The organism is Rheinheimera nanhaiensis E407-8 (assembly GCF_000296695.1).
Taxonomy (GTDB): domain Bacteria; phylum Pseudomonadota; class Gammaproteobacteria; order Enterobacterales; family Alteromonadaceae; genus Alishewanella; species Alishewanella nanhaiensis.
The window spans coordinates 185,666-207,652 of sequence record NZ_BAFK01000004.1; the positions used below are offsets into that span (position 1 = coordinate 185,666).

Below are 21,987 nucleotides of genomic sequence, written 5' to 3' on the forward strand. Positions count from 1 at the left end.
TAGCCAAGGCGTTAAAAAGCAACTTCCAGCTCTACCCTACGGTTAGCTGAGCGCCCTTCTTTGGTGCGGTTATCGGCAATAGGCTCAGCCGGGCCTCGGCCCTCGGCAACCAGCTGTGCGTCAGTTAAGCCCTGCTGTAATAAAAAGGTTCTAACCTGCTCGGCACGTTGTAATGACAACTTATTGTTGTAAGCCAACTGGCCTGAGCTATCGCTATGACCTACTACCGCCACCTGAGAAAATGGGCTGTTTTTTAACAGTTGCGCAATAGCAGTCAGTTGCTGCTGCAAGTTGTCGCTTAAGCTGGCACCATCATGCGAAAACGCACTGATACCAGGAAAGCTCAGCTTTAACCGGCCGTCTGCTAATTCAGCGCTTTGCACGGCTGATAACGGCTGCAAGCGTGCCGCAAACACGGTTTGTGGCTTAGCGGCTTCAGCACTGACCGGTGCAGTTACTGTGTTACTGCTACTAGCCGCTGTGCTGGCACAGCCCGAGGTTAAAACGGCTGCAACAACGGCAGCCAATAGAGATAAAGTGCGCAAAGTAAAACTCCGATGTTAGTGTTAAATAATGGCGCACACTCTAATGGTTTTAATAAAACAAATAAATACTTTAAATTTACATTTTAAAAAAATAAAACCTCTTTATTTTTTTATTAAAAAACAACATTAACAAAGCCACCCCTTAGCGGCTGATAAGCCTAACCCGGCGGGGTTTTAGCGCCGGTATGATTGAACTTTCGCAGCAGATGCACTATGGTACGCCCATGCAACTACTTCATTTCTATTCAGCTGGCACGGCTGCGCTGTGCCGCACGCATAATATCGCTATCGCCTTCCATTCTTAGGCCGGTTTTGCCCTGCGCGAAACCGGCATAACAGCTTTTTCTTATCGTCATTTTTTCGGCATTGATATGAGCTTTTATAAGGCGCAGCTAACATGTATTTCTGCTATCCGAAAGTATCCAACAGCCCCCTGGCAAGCATTATTGCCGCACTGGCCTGCCAGCCGTTTTTACCTGTAGCCCCACTGGCATTAAACCGTGTGGTCCAGTTTATTGCCGATGACAACGGCCAAAGCCGGCTAAATAACGACAGCAGCTGTGTGCGTATCGGCAGCTCGGTAGAGCTGAAAAACCTCGACACCAACGAGCAGGGCTGGCTACAGCTGGTTTATCCGCTGCAGGCCAGCTACCAACAGGGCCGGATTTCCGTGCTATCACCGCTGGGCCGGGCTTTATTAGGCCAGACCACTGAAGCAGATATCCAGCTGACGGTGCTCAGGCACAGGCTTCGGCTGCGGGTGCTCAGTGTTATTAATGTTCAACAACGTATGAAGAGGAAAACCTGATGAAAACTCCTGATATAACGCTCTCTACTACCGATTTTGAGCGGCTGGACAAATTACTTGCCGGTTTAACTGAAGGTACCCTTGGTTATGACAGCTTAAGCCAGGAGCTGGAGCGCGCCATTTTGGTTGAGCCTGCAAAGCTGCCAGCAGATGTCGTTAGCATGAACTCGACAGTACGTTTTCGCCTGGCCAACGGCAAACAGAGCACGCTAACCCTTGTCTATCCAAAAGATGCAAACGGCAGTGGTGATAAAATTTCCATCCTGGCACCGGTGGGCAGCGCCTTACTGGGGCTTAAGTGCGGCGATACCATTAACTGGCCATTGCCCGGCGGTGATATGTCGACCATCACCGTCGAAGAGGTGTTGTATCAACCTGAACGTGAGGGCGCTTTTCATCGTTAACCCCGCCGCCGCGATGCCCGGCTGTCAATCCCTACAGCCGGACATCGCCGCAAAGCCACTAAAAAGAATCAAAATTTTCGATTAACCTTATCGGTTTAATTCACATACAGCTATTAAAATCTTGCTATACACTTTTCTTGCTGTGACGTTTAGCAGTATTGACCTAAGCTTGTTGTGCCGCAACGGGCAAAGGCGTGCTGCGACTGTTAATAACAAAAACACATTAACCAGGTAAACGATAAGGAAGCAGACAATGAAAAGACCGATGTTTAAAGCTAAGGCTGTGGCCACCATGGTAAGCATGCTCTTACTGTCTGGCAGCGCCTTTGCTGATAATCCACAAATGACCAAACCGGCCGGCGCCAAAGGCCAGGGCAGCACGCAAATCGGTGTCGCCCGCAATAACCAGTTCTGGTGGCCGGATCAACTGGATTTATCACCTCTGCGCGACCATGACGCGCGCTCTAATCCCTACGGTGCCAACTTTAATTATGCTGAGGCCTTTAGCAAACTGAATTTGGCGGCGGTTAAAAAAGACATTGATACGCTGTTAACGCAATCGCAAGACTGGTGGCCGGCCGACTTTGGCAACTATGGCCCGTTCTTTATCCGTATGACCTGGCACAGCGCCGGTACTTACCGCACGCTGGATGGCCGTGGCGGTGCAGACGGTGGCCAGCAGCGCTTTGACCCGCTAAACAGCTGGCCGGATAACGGTAATCTGGATAAAGCCCGCCGCTTATTGTGGCCCATTAAACAAAAATACGGTGAAGCCTTATCCTGGGCTGATTTAATGGTGCTGGCCGGTAACGTGGCGCTGGAAAACATGGGTTTTCAAACCTATGGCTTTGCCGGTGGCCGTGCCGATGACTGGGAACCCGATGTGGTGTACTGGGGGCCGGAAGTTGAGATGCTGGCCAGTGACCGCGAAGATGCTGACGGCAAACTGCAGCGCCCGCTGGGTGCGACCCACATGGGTCTGATTTATGTTAACCCGGAGGGGCCGAAAGGCGTGCCGGATCCGGTCGGTTCAGCCAAGAACATCCGTGTCGCCTTTGGCCGTATGGCGATGAACGACGAGGAAACCGTGGCGCTGATCGCTGGCGGCCACACCTTCGGTAAAATGCACGGCGCGCACAAACCAGCAGACTGCATGGGCGCAGAGCCAGGTGCAGCATCTATAGAAGAGCAAGGACTGGGCTGGAAAAATAAATGCGGCAAAGGCCATTCTGAAGATACCATTACCAGTGGTTTAGAAGGTGCCTGGACACAGGCCCCGACCCGTTGGACCACGCTGTACTTAAGCAACCTGCTGAACTTTGACTGGAAACAAACGCGCAGCCCGGCCGGCGCGATTCAGTGGATCCCCACGGACGAGTCGCTGCATACCGTGGTACCTGACGCGCATGTTAAAGGTAAATTGAACCCGCCGGTGATGACCACCGCAGATCTGGCGCTGAAGTTTGACCCTGAGTATCGCAAAATTGCCGAGCGCTTTCTGGCAAACCCGGAAGAATACCGCTTAGCCTTTGCTAAAGCCTGGTACAAGCTGACGCACCGCGATATGGGGCCACCACGTAACTTTATCGGTGCCGAGGTACCCAAAGAGGTGCTAATTTGGCAAGACCCGATTGATGAGAAAACCCAGTCGACCATCAATAACAGCGATGTTAAATCACTTAAAGCCAGTATTATGAAAACCGGCCTGACAGTGCCAGAGCTGGTGCGGGTGGCCTGGGCTTCAGCGGCCAGTTACCGTGACTCAGACATGCGTGGCGGTGCCAACGGTGCCCGTATTGCGCTGGCGCCACAAAAAGACTGGGCGGTAAACAATCCGGCGGAAACCGCCAAAGTACTGGCTGCCCTTGGCAAAGTACAGAGTGATTTCAACAAAGGCCGTCGTAAAGTGTCACTGGCAGATCTGATTGTACTAGGTGGTGCCGCTGCGATTGAAAAAGCTGCTAAAGACGCAGGCTACAATGTTACTGTGCCCTTTACACCAGGTCGTGGTGATGCGACGCAGGAGATGACCGATGTGGAGTCATTTGACTTACTGGAGCTGACCGCAGATGGGTTCAGAAACTACTTTGACGCGAAAAACAGCTACCGTTCGCCAACCGAAATGCTGATCGATAAAGCCGACCAGCTGGATTTATCGGTGCCGGAAATGACGGTGTTAGTCGGCGGTATGCGTGCGCTGGATGCAAACTTCCAGGGCGCTAAGCATGGGGTATTTACCAGCAAGCCTGGCACCTTAAACAACGATTTCTTCGTTAACCTGCTGGACATGTCCACCGTGTGGAAAAAAGCAGCTGACGAAGGTGTTTACGAAGGCTTTGATCGCAAAACCGGCGCGAAAAAGTGGTCAGCAACCTCAGTCGATCTGATCTTTGGTTCTAACTCTGAACTAAGAGCCATTGCTGAGGTGTACGCTTATGACACATCGAAACAGAAGTTTGTCGATGATTTCGTCAAAGCCTGGGTTAAGGTGATGAACCTGGATCGTTAATTGATTCGCTAAATTAACGCGTAGAAAAAGCGCTGCCCTAACCGGCAGCGCTTTTATTTTGCTTATAAACTCAGCGGCGAGCCGGCTAATTAGCCGCTGTTAACTCACGGCGTAACTTGGGCGCACTGGTATCGGGGTGTAACCAGATATCAAAAAACGCCGCGCCAAAAGCCGTGTCTTCTAAAACGCCGGTCTCTGTGCCATTAAAATAAAACTGTACCCGGCCATCTTCCAGTAACAGCGCTGCCAGCTTGTCGCCTTTTTTCACGTCCTGCCACAGGTTTTGTAACTGTGCTGCCCACTGTTGCTGCTGCTCGGCGCTGCTGTGGCCGAGCTTTTTCCACTCATCAACGGTGGCATCAATAAATTGCTGCCGGCTAATGTCGCGTTTATAGGTGAGTTCTAGCAGCACCGGGCTACTTTGCTGATAATCGGCAAACTTGCCGTTGGCAGTCGCCAGACGCGCATCATACAACTGCCAGAATAAATAGCGGTACGAGCCCTCTCCTACCGTTTTCAGCTCAGGCATCGCCTTGGTATTAAATGCCAGTACGGCGGCAAGTAACATGCTAGCTGGCTTTAACATAAAACCTCCTGCTTTGGCCCAGCGCTATGGCAAGCAGCGCCCAGGCAATGACCAACACTATGACGGCATACAGCGGCGAGGGAAATTGCAGCACGCCGCCACTTAATGCTGCCCCGCCCCAATACGATAAAGGCCCACCACTGCCACCCAAGAGGGCAGCCAGCCAGGGTTTGGTGAGAAGCTTAGCCATAAACTCTACTGCCGCCAGAGCAAATACGCCCCACAACAACACAAACCACAGCGGTAAACTCGGGCTTGCGCTAAAGCTCAGCACACCGGCGGCAACCAGTGCACTATCAAGCGCCAGCCCGACCAGCATAATCAGCAGCACCGCCACCCGCTCCCGGCGGTTTAAACGCCAAAAACCGTATAGCCAGTACAGCAATACCGGCACCATGGCCAGGCTTTGCCAAAACACTAGCGCAAACCAGCACAGCTCAAAGCCAATCAGCGCCCGCCAGTTAAAGTTTTGGCCGCCACTCATTGCTGTTTCATCCGCTGCGCCATTTTACTTCTCAGGTTATATGGCAGTAACGACAGTAGCTTTAAGGTGACACTTAACCGGCGCGGGAAGCGGATCCGGCTCTGCCCGGCCTGTAATGCCCGGTAAATGCGCTCGGCCGCCTGTTCCACCGGTACTAAAAATGGCATGGCAAAATCATTTTTTTGCGTCAATGGTGTATCAACAAAACCCGGTTCAATCAGGTGCACACTGATACCGCTGTCAGCTAAGTCTACCCGCAAACTATCGGCAAAATAACTGACCGCCGCTTTACTGGCGCCATAGGCCTCGGCGCGGGTAAAAGGAAAAAAGTGCGCCATTGAACTAACAATCGCCAGCTGTGGGCTAAGCGAGGCTTTGAGCAGAGGCATAAAAAATTTCGTTGCCGCCACCACGGCCTGAAAGTTAATGGCGAAGGTACGCTCAAAAGCGGCCAGATCCAGATTGGTCGCCTCGACATATTCGCAGGTGCCGGCATTTAACAGCAGCAAGTCCAGCACCACGCCAGCCTGTTGCAGCCGGGTAGCGGTATCCTGTATGGCGGCGGTGTCGGTCAGATCAAGCGGCAGCGCAATAATACCGGCACTTTTGGCCAAATCATCAAGCTTGTCTTTTGACCGGGCTGCGGCGTATACGATCCAGCCGTTAGCGGCATAATGTTGCGCCAGTTGGCGGCCGATGCCGGAGCTGGCACCGGTAATTAAACAGGTAGAAGTCATAACAGTTCCAGAATGTGGCTTTGCTGTTAAGACTACGGTAGCGCAACTAAGTTGGATTTACTTAAGCGTAAAGATCGACCCCCAACAGCGCCTGCACTTCGCTGCGCCGCTGCTCGTTGGCCTGGCTTTGGTAGGCATCTATGGCTTGCTGGCTGCGTTTGTCGCTGCTGGCGGAGAAACTGCTTTGCTGACGACGCTCATCATCCAGCCGGTTAATCACATCAGCACTGGCTTTTACGCCACGGCCTTGTGGCAGTTCGGTGCGTTGTTCATCACGCTGTAGCTGGACACGGCGTGGCTCAGCACCGTTAAATACGGTACTGATACTTTGTGTCGCATTGCTGGCAGCATTAATATTCAGCGTCATAGTACAAAACCCAGACAGACATAGCGCTAATTATAGCCAGCGCCGCCAACAAACCAAGCATTTTTACATTTCAGATAGCCAAACTAATTGACGATGCAGCAAGGCGGCAAGTTAACTCGTCCCCATGAGCATAGTTATCTATGTGATTGGGGCGAGTTAATGCAGCCAACACCGCTGCAGCTTCAAGTAGGACGGCTATCTCGGCCAGGCAGTTTTTGCCAGGTTACCTCATCGCGCACATACACCGGCTCGGCCAGCTCAGCAGCAACAAACTGCCCGGCCGCCAATGCCGGCAACGCCAGCGTCAGCATATCCTGCGCCGATGGGTATAAAATATCGGCAGCAATAATGGCCTGCTGTTTTGCCCGTAACACATCAGCATAAGTTTGCCAGCCGGTGCCTACAGCATAGACGTCGCCGTTCAGGTTAAAGGCGCTGAGCGTTTCCGGCTTTGCCGCTAACTCTTCAGTTTCAGCCTGCATCAGGCCATTTTGCAACGCAAAGCGGCCGATATACACCTCAGCCATGCGCGCATCAATTGCTGCTATTACCTGAGTGGCGCCGTGTAACTTGTGGGCTGCCTGTGCCATTGCCGCCAGAGTTGAGATACCATACACCGGTAAGTCAGCACCAAAAGCCAAACCCTGGGTTACCCCTACGCCAATACGCACACCGGTAAAACTGCCGGGGCCGCGGCCAAACACTATACCATCGAGTTGATTCAGGCTAAGCCCGGCCTGGTTTAACAGCTGCTGCACCATCGGCAAAATACGTTTGCTGTGCTGCTGTGGGCACACTTCATCCAGCGTCAACAGCTCGCTGCCGTATTGCAGCGCAACCGAGCAGGCTTCGGTAGAAGTATCAAGGGCCAGTAATTTTATCTTGGCTGTGCTCAACTTAATTATCCTGTTTTATTTGCTGTAAAAACTGTACCGCCTGCTCCAGCGAGCGGGTGCGGCGCATTGGCGGCAGGCTGGTTAAAAATACTTCGCCATAGGGCTTAGTGACCAGGCGATTATCGCAGATCACCATGACACCACGATCGGTCACATCACGAATAAGGCGGCCAACACCCTGTTTTAAGGTGATTACCGCCTGTGGCAGTTGCACCGCCGCGAACGGATCTTCTCCGCGCAGCGCGCAATCTTCACTGCGCGCCTGTAACAATGGCTCGTCAGGCGAGGCAAACGGCAGTTTATCAATAATCACGCAGCTTAGCGTATCACCACGTACATCTACGCCTTCCCAAAAACTGCCGGTGCCCAAAAGCACGGCATTATCCAGTTTAACAAACTGTTCTAATAACAAACGTTTACCGCTGCTACCCTGCACCAGTACCGGCTGGCGCACTAAGTCTGGCAGTTGCTGTGCCACTAACTGCAACATACGATGGCTGGTAAATAAGAAGAAACAACGGCCGTTATTGGCTTCAATCAGCCGCACCGCAATGTGTAATAACTGCTTTGCCATGCCTTGTTCATGCGGTTCGCTTAAATAGCGCGGCACACACAACAGCGCCTGCTCGGCATAGTTAAACGGGCTTTCCAATAGCAGGGTTTTGGCATTATTCAGCCCCATTTGCGCGGTGTAGTGGCTAAAGCCGTTATTTACCGACAAGGTAGCCGAGGTAAACACCCAGCTGCGTTCATTCTCAGCCACAATGGCACTGAATTTATCAGCGATACTCAGCGGCGTTAGATGCAAACTGACATGCAGCCGGCTGGTTTCAAACCATAAACTGACGCCCGTTTGCTGCATATCGGTCAGCTTTTGCAGCCGTGCTTTGCCAAGCGCCAGCCGCTCAAAGGCATTATCAATCAGATCAGAGCGCCCCAGGCTGCTTTTCATCACCAGATACAGCATATCAATAGCTTCAACCACCCGGTTTAGCGCCTGCTGCATCTCTGGCTTTTGATATTGCTCGCGCCAGTTACCGCGCGCGGGCTCGCTGCTAAACTGCAAGCGCCAGTCTTTTATCAGCTGCGCGACTTTATCGGCCGTTTTAGCCAGCTGCGGATGGTCACGCAGCTCGGTTTTACAAGCCACATCAATATCGCGGCACAGCTCCAGCAAGATACGGCTGGAGATATTCTCGCCAAAATAATCACTGGCAATATCGGGCAGCTGATGGGCTTCGTCGAAAATAATCACATCCATTTGCGGCAATAATTCGCCAAAGCCGGTGTCTTTTAGCGCTAAATCGGCAAAGAATAAATGGTGATTCACCACCACCAAATCCGCTGCCTGGGCTTTTTTGCGCGCTTTTAATAAATGGCAGTCTTCGTATACCGGGCAATCTTTGCCCAGGCAGTTGTCGGTGGTACTGGTAACATAAGGCAGGGCTTTGGAGTCTTCGCTGATATAGCTTAGCTCACCAATATCACCGCTTTGGGTTTCGGCCGCCCATTTTTTGATCAGGCTTAAATCCTGGATCAACTGGTCGTCCTGCAGCGGCACATGGTTGTAGTGCTGCTCTAAGCGAAAAATACACAAATAATTGCTGCGGCCTTTTAGCAGCGCCAATTGCAACGGGCTGGCTAAAGCTTTAACTACCTTGGGTAAGTCACGAAAATACAGCTGCTCCTGCAGGTTTTTGGTACCGGTGGATAACACCACTTTTTTCCCGCTAAGCAGCGCCGGTACTAAATAAGCATAGGTTTTGCCGGTACCGGTACCGGCCTCCACCACCAGACTGCCTGGCGTGTCTATTACCTCAGCCACTGCCTGCGCCATTTGCAGCTGCGCCTCGCGGGCGTTAAAGCCAGCGATATGCGCAGATAAGGCGCCGCCTGGCGCAAAAGCACTGGCAACTTGCTTACGCATAATGACTCAGAGTGTGGCAGAAGGTGAACAGCACAACGCAAACCAATAGAAAAATAAGGCGGCTATTATGCCTGATTAGCCGGCAAATTCAGACAAAAATATCCAGGTGGCCGTCTTTATCAACGTGTTGCTCATCTTCCGGCGTGGTATAGGGCGCTTCGGGATAGTCTTGTTGGCGGCGATCGCCTCTACGCGCCGGTCTGGTCAGGATCAGATACTTCTGTTCATGCGGCTTGATGGGCGTCAGACGCGCATCCTTAAACACCGGTACCACCTGCTTCGGATCAGGCTCGACCGGTGTACCGGGTACACGCTGTACAAAGGGCATAAAAGCGTCCATTCGCTTCTCCTTAACGCCATTTCCCCGTTATCGGCAATGCCGGGCCAAACTTAAATCAACACGCATTGACTATACAACCTGAGCATTTTTTCAGCACAAAGTTCAGTATCCGGCATACTAAGCACAGCTATTATTTTTTCGCCAGACAGGAGAAAAACCACATTTACTATAATAATCAAAGCATTAACAAAAGCATCTGTATAGCCAGTAAACAAAAACCGGCTTGCACTTAACAGCAGATACAGGTAACTTGTATAGCAACTTAACCAGCAAAACCCAAAGTATGAATACTGTAACTGTACTGCATCATCATAGCGACTAGCCGTCCGATTACTTCGGAGGGCTAATTTCTGGCGCTCCGGTGGTACAGCAATATAACAACCCCGAGCCCAGGCCCGGGGTTTTTGTTTATTCGTATTACACTTTTTAATTATCGTCACGGAGACCAGTATGAGTCCGGCAACTGAATCTAAACGTTTACGCATCGCTATGCAGAAATCCGGCCGTTTATCGGTCGACTCCCAAGCTCTGCTGACCAGCTGCGGCTTAAAAATCAACCTGCGCGAACAGCGGCTGATCGCCCATGTCGAAAATATGGATATTGATATCCTGCGCGTACGGGATGACGATATCCCCGGCCTGGTGATGGACGGCGTTTGTGATTTAGGCATCGTCGGTGAAAACGTGCTGGAAGAAGAATCACTACAGCGCAAACTGGACAACGACAGCTTTGATTACACCGTATTAAAACGGCTCGATTTTGGCGGCTGCCGCTTATCTATTGCCGTACCGCAGGAAGAAAACTACACAGGTAGTGCCTCCCTGGAAGGTAAAACCATCGCCACCACTTACCCGCGCTTGCTCGGCCGCTATTTAAAGCAGCAAGGCGTAAATGCCCGCATTGTCAATTTAAAAGGCTCGGTAGAAGTTGCGCCGCGCGCAGGTTTAGCCGATGCCATCTGCGATTTAGTCTCTACCGGCGCCACACTGGAAGCCAATGGCTTAAAAGAAGTGGAAGTGATTTACCGCAGCAAGGCAGTGCTTATTCAGCGCAAAGACTTAAGCGACGAGCGCCAGCTAAAGCTGATTAACAAGCTGATGCCGCGCATCAACGGCGTCATGCAGGCCAATGAAAGTAAATACATTATGCTGCACGCGCCGCGCGCCCGCCTTGCTGAAGTGATTGCGCTGCTACCAGGTGCAGAGAACCCGACCATGCTGCCGCTGGCCGGCAACGATGAGATGGTGGCCATTCACGTGGTGAGCAGTGAAACGCTGTTTTGGGAAACCATGGAGCAGTTAAAAGCGCTGGGCGCCAGCTCGATTTTAGTGCTGCCAATTGAAAAGATGATGGAGTAGCCATGACCAGCGTAATTAATTGGGCTTCCTTATCTGCCGCACAGCAGCAGGCGGCGCTGGCACGGCCAGCGCTGGCTGACTCCGCATCGCTAAGCTCTCAGGTAGCTGAGATTATCCGCAGCGTGCGCGCGAACGGCGATGCGGCGCTGCGTGCTTACAGCCGGCAATTTGATGGCCTGGATAGCAACCCGCTAGTGTTAAGTGCTGCAGTGAAACAGGCACAGCTGGCAAAACTGTTGCCAGAGCGTAAAGCGGCTATTGAACTGGCCTATGACAACATTCGTAAATTTCACGCTGCCCAGTTACCGTGTGATATCGAAGTAGAAACCAGTATCGGCGTAAGCTGTCAGCTGAAAAGCCGCGCTATTGCCGCTGTGGGTTTGTATATCCCCGGCGGCAGTGCGCCGCTGCCCTCTACCGTGCTGATGCTGGGCGTACCGGCGCAGTTAGCCGGTTGCGAGCGCATAGTGCTGGTAACACCGCCCGGAAAACCCCAAGCCTGCGATATCGCGCCGGAAATTCTGTATGCGGCTGAGCTATGTGGCATTAACGAGATTTATACCATCGGTGGTGCCCAGGCGATTGCCGCGCTGGCCTATGGTACTGACAGCATCGCCAAAGTGGATAAAATCTTCGGCCCGGGCAACCGTTATGTCACCGAAGCCAAACAGCAGGTGAGCCAGGATGCCCAAGGTGCACAAATTGATATGCCGGCCGGGCCGTCGGAAGTGTTGGTGCTGGCCGATAGCAGCGCTAATGCCGCCTTTGTTGCCGCCGATTTATTATCACAAGCCGAGCACGGCCCCGACTCGCAGGTGATCTTAGTCAGCGACAGCAGCAATTTGATTGACGCTGTACAGGCCGAAGTTAATCGCCAACTGGCGCTATTACCGCGTAAAGACATTGCCGCCGCCGCGCTTAGCCACAGCCGCTATATTCTAACCGCCGATTTAGCCCAGGCAGTGGCGGTAACCAATGCCTATGCGCCGGAGCACTTAATTGTGCAAACCGCTTGTGATGATGAACTGGTAGAGCAATTTAACAGCGCCGCCAGTATCTTTGTCGGCAAATGGACGCCGGAGTCTGCCGGTGACTATGCCAGCGGCACCAACCATGTACTGCCGACCTACGGATACAGCAAGACGGTGTCGAGCTTATCGCTGGCCGATTTTTACCGCCGCTTTACGGTGCAAAAGCTAAGCGCTCAGGGTATGCGTAATATTGGCCCGGCAATTGTCACCCTGGCGCAAGCCGAAAGCCTGGACGCGCACGCCAATGCGGTGCGCTTACGGTTGGCTGAACTAAATTCGATTAAGGGTTAAGCAGAAAATGGCAAACACTACCCCTACTGGCGTGAATAACCTGGCCAGACAAATGGTAAAAGATATCGTGCCCTACGCCTCAGCGCGCAGCAGCATGAGTGGCGGCGCTGTTTGGCTGAATGCCAATGAAAACGCCTTAGCGCCAAGCTATCAGCTGGACGGTTGCTTCAACCGCTACCCGTCCTGTCAGCCCAAAGCGGTGATCAACGCTTATGCCGATTATGCCGGTGTGGCGCCGGAGCAGGTGCTGGTTAGCCGCGGTGCCGATGAAGGCATAGAGCTTCTGATCCGCAGCTTCTGCGAGCCGAAACAGGACAGCATTACCATTTGCCCGCCAACGTACGGCATGTATGCGATAAGCGCCGAGAGCAACCAGACAACGGTAAATAAAGTGCTGCTGGTGAATAACGAGCAGTTGGATTTAGATGGCATCTTTGCCACTTCGCCGAAACTGGTGTTTATCTGCAGCCCGAATAACCCAACCGGCGATCTGATCCCACGCGAGCAAATTATTGCCGTACTTGAGCATTTTGCCGGTAAAGCGCTGGTGGTAGTCGATGAAGCCTATATTGAGTTTGCACCAGAAGCGACCCTCGCCAATGAATTGGCTAATTATCCGCATTTAGTGATTTTACGCACTTTATCGAAAGCCTTTGGCCTGGCCGGATTACGTTGTGGCTTTACCCTGGCCTCGGTGGAGGTGATTAACGCGCTGAAAAAGATGATCGCGCCCTACCCGATTGCCGAGCCGGTCGCACAAATTGCGGCAATGGCATTATCAAGCGCTGGTATTGCACAAATGCAACAAAGCGTTGCCAGCATTAATGCATTGCGTGATGAGTTTATCGCCTTTGCTAAGGCCCAAAGCGGCATTAACAAAGTGTGGCCCAGCAATGCCAACTATGTGTTGTTGCAGGTAAACAACGCCGCCGATTGCGTAAGTACGCTAATCCAAAGCGATATTTTAATTCGCAATCAATCCGGTCAGTTGGGCCTGAGTGAAGTGGTGCGGGTATCGATTGGTAATGCCGATGAAATGCAGCGCCTGACACAGGCAATGCAGCAGTATTTTTCTAACACTGATAGCAAAGAGAGAGTAAGCGCATGAGTGGCCAGCCTATTTTATTTATCGATCGCGACGGCACCATGGTAGAAGAGCCGCCAATTGACAAACAGCTGGATAGCCTGGAAAAGCTGGCCTATGAGCCGGGTTTAGTGCCTGCACTATTAAAGTTGCAAGCCGCTGGCTATCGTCTGGTGATGGTCACTAATCAGGATGGCCTGGGCACCGACAGCTTCCCGCGTGATACTTTTGATGCGCCGCACCACAAAATGATGCAACTGTTAACCTCGCAAGGTATTCACTTTGATGATGTGCTGATTTGCCCACACTTTGAACGCGACAACTGCAGCTGCCGCAAGCCCAAACTGGGGCTGGTAAAAGACTACCTGCAACAGGGCAAAATCGACTTTACCAACTCTTACGTGATTGGCGACCGCTTAACAGATGTGCAGCTGGCCGAAAACATGGGCCTGCCGGCATTTCAATATCACCGCGACAGCTTAGGCTGGGCGCAAATTACCAAGCAGTTACTCAGCCGCGGCCGCAAAGCCTCAGTGCGGCGCACTACGCGGGAAACCGATATTGAAATTTCGGTTGATCTGGACAGCAGCGGCAATAACTTTTTTGGTACCGGTGTTGGCTTTTTCGACCATATGCTGGAGCAAATTGCGACCCACGGCGGCTTTTCGCTGCAGGTAAAGGTGGTGGGTGATCTACACATCGACGATCACCACAGCGTCGAAGATACCGCGCTGGCATTGGGCCAGGCCTTAAAACAAGCACTGGGCAATAAACGCGGTATCAACCGTTTTGGTTTTGTGCTGCCAATGGATGAATGCCGCGCCGAGTGCGTGCTGGATTTATCCGGCCGGCCGCTGTTTGTGTTTAATGGCGAGCTGGGCGAAGGTGCTGTTGGCGGCCTTAATCTGGAAATGGTGCCGCACTTTTTCCGCTCACTAAGCGATGCCATGCTGATGACGCTGCACTTAAGCATTACGCCAGGCAATAAACACCATATGGTAGAAGGCCTGTTTAAAGCCTTTGGCCGCGCGCTGCGCCAGGCCATTACCGTATCAGGCGAAGCGCTGCCAAGCTCGAAAGGGGTGCTGTGATGAAGCTGGTGATAGTGGATACCGGCTGCGCCAATATCAGCTCGGTATATTTCGCCTTCAAACGTTTGGGTGTTGAAGCCAGTATCAGCCGCGATGCCAAAGCAATAAAATCAGCAGACAAAGTGCTGCTGCCCGGTGTGGGTACCGCACACAATGCAATGGCACAGTTACAGCAAGCCGAGCTTATTGGCACCCTGCAACAGCTGCAGCAGCCGCTGCTGGGTATTTGCCTGGGTATGCAGCTGCTTACTGCGCACAGTATGGAAGGTGATGTGGCCTGTTTAAACCTTATTCCATCAGAAGTGCTGCCCATGCAAAGCGCTGGCCTGCGCTTACCGCATATGGGCTGGAACACCTTACATCGCATCAGCAGCCACCCGTTGCTGCGTGGCTTTTCTGACACCGACTATGTGTATTTTGTGCACAGTTTTGCTGTCGCACCGGATCAGTACAGCCTGGCGCAGTGTCATTACGGCAACGACTTCGCTGCGGTAATTGGCAAAGACAATGTCGCCGGTGCCCAGTTTCACCCCGAGCGTTCGGGTAAAACCGGCGCGCGGTTATTACAGAATTTTCTGGAGTGGCAGTTATGATTATCCCCGCCATTGATTTAATTGACGGCACTGTGGTGCGGCTGTATCAGGGCCGCTACGACAACAGCACGCAGTATGATTTCAGCCCGCTTGGCCTGCGTAATCAATACGCCCAGGCCGGTGCCGACTGGCTGCATATTGTTGATCTCTCCGGTGCCAAAGACGCCACTAAACGCCAGCTGACACTGCTCACTGAGCTGATGACAGCCTCACCTTTGCATATTCAGGTCGGCGGAGGTGTTCGCAGCGAGCAGGATCTGATTGATTTACTTGATGCCGGTGCCGGTCGGGTGGTGATTGGCAGCCTGGCCATACGCCAACGCGAGCTGGTGCAGGGCTGGGTGCGCAAATACGGCGGCGAGCAGATCGTGCTGGCGCTGGATGTGGCAATAAACGATAAAGGCGAGAAAACCCTGCCCTCACATGGCTGGATTGAGCAATCTGACATTACGCTGGAGCAGGTGCTGGATGGTTATATCGCTGCCGGTGCTAAGCATGTGCTATGTACCGACATCAGTAAAGACGGCACCTTAAGCGGCTCCAACGTAACACTTTACAAAGAGCTGGCCAGTAAGTACCCGCAAATTCATTGGCAGGCCTCAGGCGGCATTGGCAAGCTGGATGATATCCGCGCCTTAATTGGCAGCGGCGTAGCCGGTGTTATTTTAGGCCGCTCGCTGCTGGAAGGTAAATTTAGCCTTGAGGAGGCCATTGCATGCTGGCAAAACGGTTAATTCCCTGCCTCGATGTGCGCGATGGCAAAGTCGTTAAAGGCGTACAGTTTCGTAACCATGAAGTTATCGGCGATATAGTACCGCTGGCGCAGCGTTACGCGCAGGCCGGCGCTGACGAGCTGGTGTTTTATGATATCACTGCGTCGAGCGATGGCCGCGTAGTGGATAAAAGCTGGGTGCGGCGTATTGCTGAAGTGATCGATATTCCGTTTTGCGTCGCCGGCGGCATTAAAAGCGTGGCCGATGCCGGCAAAATTCTGGAAATGGGCGCCGATAAAATCTCGGTTAATAGCCCGGCGCTGGCACGGCCTGAATTAATAAATGAGCTGAATCACAGCTTTGGCCAGCAGTGTGTGGTAATCGGCATTGACAGCTTTTTTGATGTTGCCTCCGGTCAGTATCAGGTATACCAGTTTACCGGTGATGAGAGCCGCACCCAGAAAACCCGCTGGCTAACCCGCGATTGGGTAAGCGAGGTGCTAAGCCGTGGTGCCGGTGAGATTGTGCTTAATTGTATGAATCAGGACGGTGTGCGTCAGGGCTATGATATTGCCCAGTTAAAAAGCATCCGCGATATCTGCACTGTGCCGCTGATTGCCAGTGGCGGCGCCGGTACTATGCAGCACTTTACTGAGGTATTTGACAAAGCTGACGTTGATGGTGCTTTGGCGGCCAGTGTGTTTCACAAAGGTATTATTGAAATAGCTGAGTTAAAAGCCAAATTGATCGCTGAGGGCATCAGCATCCGGCCGTAAAACGACAAATCTCCCCCTGCCCCCTCTTTACCAAAGAGGGGGGAACGCATCCATCATATTAATGGGTGGTTTGGAGGGAGTAGCTTTTAGCCTCCCCCTTTGAAAAAGGGGGAATGAGGGGGATTCAGAACTAACATGAACAAAGAGCAAATTAACGCCCTTAGCTGGCCCGATAACCAGTTGCTGCCAGCCATAGTACAACATCCCATCTCCGGCAAGGTGCTGATGCAGGGCTATATGAACCCAGAGGCACTTGCGCACACGCTGCAAAGCGGCAACGTCACCTTTTACAGCCGCAGCAAACAACGGCTGTGGACCAAAGGTGAAAGCTCGGGCCATACCCTACAACTGGTCAGCGTCGACAGCGACTGCGATGCCGACAGTCTTTTAGTACTGGCACTGCCACAAGGCCCCACCTGCCATGTTGGTACTGAAACCTGCTGGCATGATAACAGCGCCAACAGCCCGCAACTGGCGTTTTTATATGACTTAGAGCAAGTGATTAAAAGCCGTGAAGGAGCAGATCCGGCCAGCAGCTATACCGCCAGCTTATTTGCCAAAGGCGTAAAACGCATCGCACAAAAGGTCGGTGAAGAAGGCGTCGAATCGGCCTTAGCGGCGATGGCCGGTGACCGGGAAGAGTTGGCTAACGAAGCGGCTGATCTGATTTTTCACCTGCTGGTATTACTGCGCAGCCAAAAGTTAGAACTAAATGATGTCATTAAAGTGCTGCAGCAGCGACATAAGTAAACTGGCAGCTTCGCAGTACAGCCGCGCACATAATTCAATTGCAGCAGAAGTGGCGCAGCAACAGCTGGCTAACTACACTTAAGCCGTCATGACAGCGAAACCGCCGCATCTGCACCGCGAGGCAAACCTGATCCAAATGCTGGACCCACTGTCCACCGATTGGAATCAGGCCTTGCCAACACCCGATAGTACGGTAACCAGTAAGCTGGTTGCTGCGCTGGATTTTTCCCGTTTAAACGCCTTGTTTGAAAACTTTCTGCAGGTAATGAATGTCCCTATAGCGCTGATTGACCTGCACGGTAAAGTATTAGCCTCATCGCGCTGGCAGCGCGCCTGCGTTCAGTTTCATCGTCAGGCAGAGCCGACTTTGCAACGCTGCCTGGAAAGTGACCGTGATCTGGCGCTACAACTGGAGCAAGGTAAAAACTATTCTATTTACCGCTGTCGCAATGGTTTAACCGACTGCGCCACACCCATTATTCTTGATGGCGAACATATCGCTAACCTGTTTATTGGCCAGTTTTTGCTGCAAGAACCCGACCCGGAATATTTCAGCGCCCAGGCCCAGGAGGCAGGTTTTAATAAAGAAGAGTATCTGGCTGCGTTGGCGGAAGTACCCATTGTCGCTGAAGCCAAATTACCCGCCATGCTAAATATGCTGGCATCACTGGCGCTGCAAATTACAGAGCTTAGCCTGGCCAACACCCGCTACCAGCACAATCTGGCGCAAACCGAACGTCAGGTTGCCCTGCGCACCCAGGAACTGACACTGCAAAATCAGATCTTAAGCCAGATAAGCGAAGGCGCCGAGCTTAAAACTGTGCTGCACAACTTAGTTACGCAAGTAGAGCTGTTGCACCCGGATATGCTGTGCTCCATTTTATTACTGGACGAAGATGGTAAAACCCTGCGCCACGGCGCCGCCCCTTCACTGCCTGATGCTTACAATCAGGCAATAGATGGTGTGCAAATTGGTGCCGGGGTGGGCTCTTGCGGCACCGCCGCCTTTAGCGGTGAAACGGTAATTGTCAGTGACATCGAAAGCCATCCGTACTGGCAGCCCTATCTGGCACTGGCTGAGATTGCTAAGGTTAAATCATGTTGGTCGCAGCCGGTGAAAAATGCCCAGGGCAAGGTGCTGGGTACCTTTGCTATTTATCAGCGCTGTACTGCCAAGCCCTCCGCTGAGCTGTTAGAAAAAATAAAAACCTATGGCAATCTGGCCGAGCTCGCTATCAGCCGCAGTTTAAGTAGCGCACAAATTCGCCGGCTGGCGTTTTACGACAGCTTAACCGGCCTGGCCAACCGGCGTTTGCTGCAAGAACATCTGACACAGGCAATGGCATTAAGCCAGCGCAGCCAGAAATATTGTGGCCTGATGTTTATTGATTTAGATAACTTTAAACCGGTAAATGACATTTATGGCCACCGTATTGGCGATGGTTTGTTAACTGAAGTTGCCTACCGCTTGCAAACTGCTGTACGCCAGGCCGATACCGTAGCCCGCTTTGGCGGCGATGAGTTTATTGTCTTGCTGCGGGAAATCGACACCGAGCTGGCACGCAGCCGCCAGCATATGCAGCGGGTGGCACAAAAAATCAGCCAAACCCTGTCGCGACCGTACCCGCTTGACGACCAATTAATGCACCAATGCGCCTGCAGCATCGGCCTGGTATTGTTTAAAGGCGATACCGACTGCGACGAACTGCTACGTCAGGCCGACACAGCCATGTATCAGGCCAAACGTCAGGGACTAAACCAGCCTTGCTGGTTTAAGGCCGGTTAAAGCAAACCGCACCGAACCTATTAATCGCTCTGGCCATCGCATTAAAATGTAACAGCCTTTTTCACACTATTGACAAGCCCCGCCCCGCCGCGGACTATAGCCGCGGTCTTACGTTTAACACTTCTGTTAACACTAACAATAAAAGAGTCGCTATGAAAAAATCCTTACTTGTACTGGCGTTAGCCAGTAGCTTCGCCCTGGCAGATGAAGGCATGTGGATGCCGCAACAACTGCCACAAATTGCCACCGAACTAAAAGCTGCCGGCTTAGCGCTAGACCCGGCCGACTTAACCAAACTCACTGAGTTTCCTGCCGCGGCCATTGTTAGCTTAGGTGGCTGCTCAGCGTCTTTTGTGTCGCCCAACGGCCTGGTTGCCACTAACCACCACTGTGTGTATGGCAGCATTGCGCATAACTCAACGCCAGAGAACGATTTATTAGCCAATGGCTTTTTAGCCAAAACCTTAAGCGAAGAAGTACCCGCTGCGCCGGGCAGCCGTATTTTTGTTACCAAAGCGGTCGATAATGTCAGCGATAAAGTCATTGACGCTGCCACGGCCAAATTAAGCGGCAAAAAGCGTATTGATGCTATTGAAGCTAACCAAAAAGCCATCGTCGCCGAGTGTGAACAAGACGAAGGCCACCGCTGCACCGTAGCCGCCTATTACGGCAGCCTGGAGTTTTACTTAATTAAACAGCTGGAAATTAAAGATGTGCGTTTAGTGCACGCGCCAGCAGAAGGCGTAGGTAAATTTGGCGGTGACACCGACAACTGGATGTGGCCACGCCACACCGGTGATTACAGCTTCTACCGGGCTTATGTGAGCCCAGAGGGCAAGTCAGCCGATTACAGCACCGACAACGTGCCTTATAAGCCAGACTTTCATTTAACCCTGGCTAAAGATGGCGTGAAAGAAGGTGATTTTGTGATGGCAATGGGTTACCCCGGCCGCACGAACCGTCACCGTTTACCCAGTGAAGTCAGCGAAACCTTTGAATGGGCTTACCCGAACACGGTAGCGCACTTTAAAAACACGCTGGACATTATCGCCAAACAAACCGCCAACGATAAAGACGCTGAGCTAAAATACGCCAGCCGCGTCGCCGGCTTAAATAACTACATGAAAAACCGTCAGGGCATGCTCGACAGCTTTGCCGACAGCGACTTTTTAAGCCGCAAACAAGCCGAGCATGCTGAGCTGACCAAGTGGGTGAACAGCAGCCGTGCCAACAAAAAAGCCTATGCCGATGATTTAACAGCCATTGAAAAACTGCTGAAGCAAAGCCAGGAAAAAGATCGCAAAGACTATTTACTGGATAACGCCAAATCCCGTCTGTTAACCGTTGCAGGCGCCCTGTATCGTTTAGCAGAAGAAAGCACTAAGCCAGATGCAGCGCGTAAAGCCGGCTTCCAAAACCGTGACCTGCCGCGGTACAAAGCCTTTGTTGCCGGTATGGAGCGCAACTTTGCCGTTAGCGTAGAAAAAGCGCTGGATCTTTATAACTTAAGCCGCTATGCCGCCCAGCCGAAAAAAATGCGCGACAGTGAGTTTGATAAGGTAATGGGTATTAAAGATGGCATGTCTGAAGCTGCGCTAAAAGCATTAATCGACGGCTGGTATGCCAACACAGGCTTAACCGCACTGGATAAACGCAATGCCCTGCTGGAGATGACGCCAGAGCAAATCGCCGCGCTGGACGACAGCTTTGTTAAAGCCGCCGTTGCACTACATAAGTGGAACTTAAAACAAGAAGCGGCCGAAGAAGAGCTGGCCGGTAAAATTCAGCAGGCCTATGCCAGCTATATGCGCGCCAAAATCGCCTTTATGCAGTCGAAAGGTCAGGCCGTTTACCCGGATGCCAACAGCACACTGCGGGTCACTTACGGTAACGTAAAAGGCCGTGGCCACGGCAATGAAGACGGCAACGCCTGGGCGCCGTTTACTACGCTGCGCGGCATTACCGCTAAAGCCACCGGCGAGGGTGAATTTAACGCACCACAAAGCCAGCTAGACGCCATTAACGCCAAGCAATATGGCCCTTACAAGGTAGAAAGCTTAAACTCAGTGCCGGTAAACTTTTTGGCTACGCTGGATATTACCGGTGGTAACTCAGGTTCAGCGGTTTTAAACAGCAAAGCTGAACTGGTTGGCCTGGCGTTTGACGGCACGCTGGACTCTATTATTTCAGACTGGGACTATAATCCGGACAATACCCGCTCGATTCAGGTTGATCACCGTTTTATGCTGTGGCAAATGCAGCTGGATGGTGCCGACAATCTGTTAAAAGAAATGGGTGTTAAATAACCCTCTGAAAAAGGGCCGCAAGGCCCTTTTTTAATCATATCTTCGAGTCGAACCGACTTGTCCACACAGACACGCCGTAAATACGTCCCTGTAGGCTCGATTCGGCCATCCTGGCCTGCAACGGTCTGTTTAGAACAAGTCGATTCTCACTATGTCTGAGTCATATTACTAGTTTGCTTTTTCCAATAACTCTGCCGCCAGCCGGACAAAGTCTGACGAGGTTAAAATGCCCTTCAGCTTGTTGTTTTCATCTACCACCGGCATACAGCCGTGGCGGTTTTTCACAAAAAAGCCGGCTACCTCTTTTAGTGATTGATCTGGCGTTACCGCAGCAAAATCGGTTGCCATCATATCGGCTACCAGCTGCTGCTTTTCTTTGCGCTCCAGTGCTGTCGCACCATATTGCGCCATTAAGCCCATCACTTTGGCAATCATAATTTTTTGCGTCAGCATACCGACTAGCTCACCATTTTGTTCAATCACCGGTATATGACGCACATTTTTCTGCCGCATTAAATCATGCGCGTCTTTCAGGCTGGCATCGCGGGTAACACATAAGGGATCGGCGGTCATCAGCTGGGCAACGGTGGTAATGGTCATAAGT

Annotated in this window: 22 protein-coding genes; 13 read left to right on the forward strand and 9 right to left on the reverse strand. The window is 52.1% G+C overall.

The window, feature by feature from the left end; genetic code table 11:
- Positions 1-11: 11 nt before the first annotated feature.
- Entirely contained in the window at positions 12-545 is a 534-nt protein-coding gene (locus RNAN_RS04995) for an OmpA family protein (protein WP_008219420.1), read from the reverse strand.
- A 397-nt stretch (positions 546-942) separates the two neighbouring features.
- Here RNAN_RS04995 and RNAN_RS18635 point away from each other — a divergent pair, with 397 nt between their 5' ends.
- The 3 genes from RNAN_RS18635 to katG all read left to right on the forward strand — a co-directional run bounded on the left by RNAN_RS18635 (position 943) and on the right by katG (position 4,266).
- The gene (locus tag RNAN_RS18635) at positions 943-1,353 is read left to right on the forward strand and encodes a GreA/GreB family elongation factor (protein ID WP_008219423.1); all 411 of its coding nucleotides are present in this window, start codon (positions 943-945) and stop codon (positions 1,351-1,353) included.
- A complete protein-coding gene (gene rnk, locus RNAN_RS05005; RefSeq protein WP_008219424.1) occupies positions 1,353-1,757 on the forward strand; it encodes a nucleoside diphosphate kinase regulator in 405 nt (134 codons plus the stop codon). The genes RNAN_RS18635 and rnk overlap by 1 nt, the downstream gene beginning before the upstream one ends.
- 253 nt (positions 1,758-2,010) lie before the next feature.
- A complete protein-coding gene (gene katG, locus RNAN_RS05010) occupies positions 2,011-4,266 on the forward strand; it encodes a catalase/peroxidase HPI (RefSeq protein WP_008219426.1) in 2,256 nt (751 codons plus the stop codon).
- Positions 4,267-4,351: 85 nt separating this feature from the next.
- Here the strand turns inward: katG and RNAN_RS05015 are convergent, their stop codons facing one another.
- The 7 genes from RNAN_RS05015 to RNAN_RS05045 form a co-directional block, all read right to left on the reverse strand.
- Complete coding sequence (locus RNAN_RS05015) at positions 4,352-4,852, reverse strand: chalcone isomerase family protein (RefSeq protein WP_008219429.1); 501 nt, start codon at positions 4,850-4,852, stop codon at positions 4,352-4,354.
- The gene (locus tag RNAN_RS05020) at positions 4,836-5,336 is read right to left on the reverse strand and encodes a DUF2878 domain-containing protein (RefSeq protein ID WP_008219431.1); all 501 of its coding nucleotides are present in this window, start codon (positions 5,334-5,336) and stop codon (positions 4,836-4,838) included. Before RNAN_RS05020 ends, RNAN_RS05015 begins: the two co-directional genes overlap by 17 nt.
- Positions 5,333-6,073: an SDR family NAD(P)-dependent oxidoreductase gene (locus tag RNAN_RS05025; protein WP_008219432.1), complete on the reverse strand. Its 741-nt coding sequence runs from the start codon at positions 6,071-6,073 to the stop codon at positions 5,333-5,335. Before RNAN_RS05025 ends, RNAN_RS05020 begins: the two co-directional genes overlap by 4 nt.
- A gap of 61 nt (positions 6,074-6,134) precedes the next feature.
- Positions 6,135-6,440, reverse strand: coding sequence for a hypothetical protein (locus tag RNAN_RS05030; RefSeq protein ID WP_008219434.1), 306 nt, complete (start codon positions 6,438-6,440; stop codon positions 6,135-6,137).
- A 182-nt stretch (positions 6,441-6,622) separates the two neighbouring features.
- Positions 6,623-7,336 carry a tRNA (adenosine(37)-N6)-threonylcarbamoyltransferase complex dimerization subunit type 1 TsaB gene (tsaB, locus tag RNAN_RS05035; RefSeq protein ID WP_008219436.1) on the reverse strand — a complete coding sequence of 238 codons (714 nt, stop codon included), beginning with the start codon at positions 7,334-7,336 and terminating at the stop codon, positions 6,623-6,625.
- 1 nt (position 7,337) lies between these two features.
- Entirely contained in the window at positions 7,338-9,263 is a 1,926-nt protein-coding gene (yoaA, locus tag RNAN_RS05040) for a DNA repair helicase YoaA (protein ID WP_008219439.1), read from the reverse strand.
- An 88-nt stretch (positions 9,264-9,351) separates the two neighbouring features.
- Positions 9,352-9,603 (reverse strand): hypothetical protein, encoded by a 252-nt coding sequence (locus tag RNAN_RS05045; RefSeq protein WP_008219440.1) that lies wholly within the window; start codon positions 9,601-9,603, stop codon positions 9,352-9,354.
- Positions 9,604-10,053: 450 nt separating this feature from the next.
- Here RNAN_RS05045 and hisG point away from each other — a divergent pair, with 450 nt between their 5' ends.
- From hisG to RNAN_RS05095, 10 genes are all read left to right on the forward strand, one after another.
- Entirely contained in the window at positions 10,054-10,962 is a 909-nt protein-coding gene (gene hisG / locus RNAN_RS05050; RefSeq protein WP_008219442.1) for an ATP phosphoribosyltransferase, read from the forward strand.
- Positions 10,963-10,964: 2 nt separating this feature from the next.
- A complete protein-coding gene (hisD, locus tag RNAN_RS05055; RefSeq protein ID WP_008219444.1) occupies positions 10,965-12,284 on the forward strand; it encodes a histidinol dehydrogenase in 1,320 nt (439 codons plus the stop codon).
- 7 nt (positions 12,285-12,291) lie between these two features.
- Complete coding sequence (gene hisC / locus RNAN_RS05060) at positions 12,292-13,392, forward strand: histidinol-phosphate transaminase (protein WP_008219447.1); 1,101 nt, start codon at positions 12,292-12,294, stop codon at positions 13,390-13,392.
- On the forward strand, positions 13,389-14,459 hold the full coding sequence (hisB, locus tag RNAN_RS05065) for a bifunctional histidinol-phosphatase/imidazoleglycerol-phosphate dehydratase HisB (protein WP_008219449.1): 1,071 nt from the start codon (positions 13,389-13,391) through the stop codon (positions 14,457-14,459). Before hisC ends, hisB begins: the two co-directional genes overlap by 4 nt.
- The gene (gene hisH, locus RNAN_RS05070) at positions 14,459-15,052 is read left to right on the forward strand and encodes an imidazole glycerol phosphate synthase subunit HisH (RefSeq protein ID WP_008219451.1); all 594 of its coding nucleotides are present in this window, start codon (positions 14,459-14,461) and stop codon (positions 15,050-15,052) included. The genes hisB and hisH overlap by 1 nt, the downstream gene beginning before the upstream one ends.
- Positions 15,049-15,786: a 1-(5-phosphoribosyl)-5-[(5-phosphoribosylamino)methylideneamino]imidazole-4-carboxamide isomerase gene (hisA, locus tag RNAN_RS05075; RefSeq protein WP_008219453.1), complete on the forward strand. Its 738-nt coding sequence runs from the start codon at positions 15,049-15,051 to the stop codon at positions 15,784-15,786. The genes hisH and hisA overlap by 4 nt, the downstream gene beginning before the upstream one ends.
- Positions 15,768-16,541, forward strand: a complete 774-nt coding sequence (hisF, locus tag RNAN_RS05080) for an imidazole glycerol phosphate synthase subunit HisF (protein ID WP_008219455.1) — start codon at positions 15,768-15,770, stop codon at positions 16,539-16,541. The genes hisA and hisF overlap by 19 nt, the downstream gene beginning before the upstream one ends.
- A gap of 135 nt (positions 16,542-16,676) precedes the next feature.
- Entirely contained in the window at positions 16,677-17,291 is a 615-nt protein-coding gene (gene hisIE, locus RNAN_RS05085) for a bifunctional phosphoribosyl-AMP cyclohydrolase/phosphoribosyl-ATP diphosphatase HisIE (RefSeq protein ID WP_008219458.1), read from the forward strand.
- A gap of 88 nt (positions 17,292-17,379) precedes the next feature.
- Positions 17,380-19,077 carry a PocR ligand-binding domain-containing protein gene (locus RNAN_RS05090; protein WP_008219462.1) on the forward strand — a complete coding sequence of 566 codons (1,698 nt, stop codon included), beginning with the start codon at positions 17,380-17,382 and terminating at the stop codon, positions 19,075-19,077.
- Positions 19,078-19,229: 152 nt separating this feature from the next.
- Entirely contained in the window at positions 19,230-21,383 is a 2,154-nt protein-coding gene (locus tag RNAN_RS05095) for a S46 family peptidase (protein WP_008219464.1), read from the forward strand.
- Positions 21,384-21,551: 168 nt separating this feature from the next.
- On the opposite strand, the gene RNAN_RS05100 is transcribed toward RNAN_RS05095, so the two are convergent.
- Positions 21,552-21,983, reverse strand: coding sequence for a CBS domain-containing protein (locus RNAN_RS05100; protein ID WP_008219465.1), 432 nt, complete (start codon positions 21,981-21,983; stop codon positions 21,552-21,554).
- Positions 21,984-21,987: the final 4 nt, after the last annotated feature.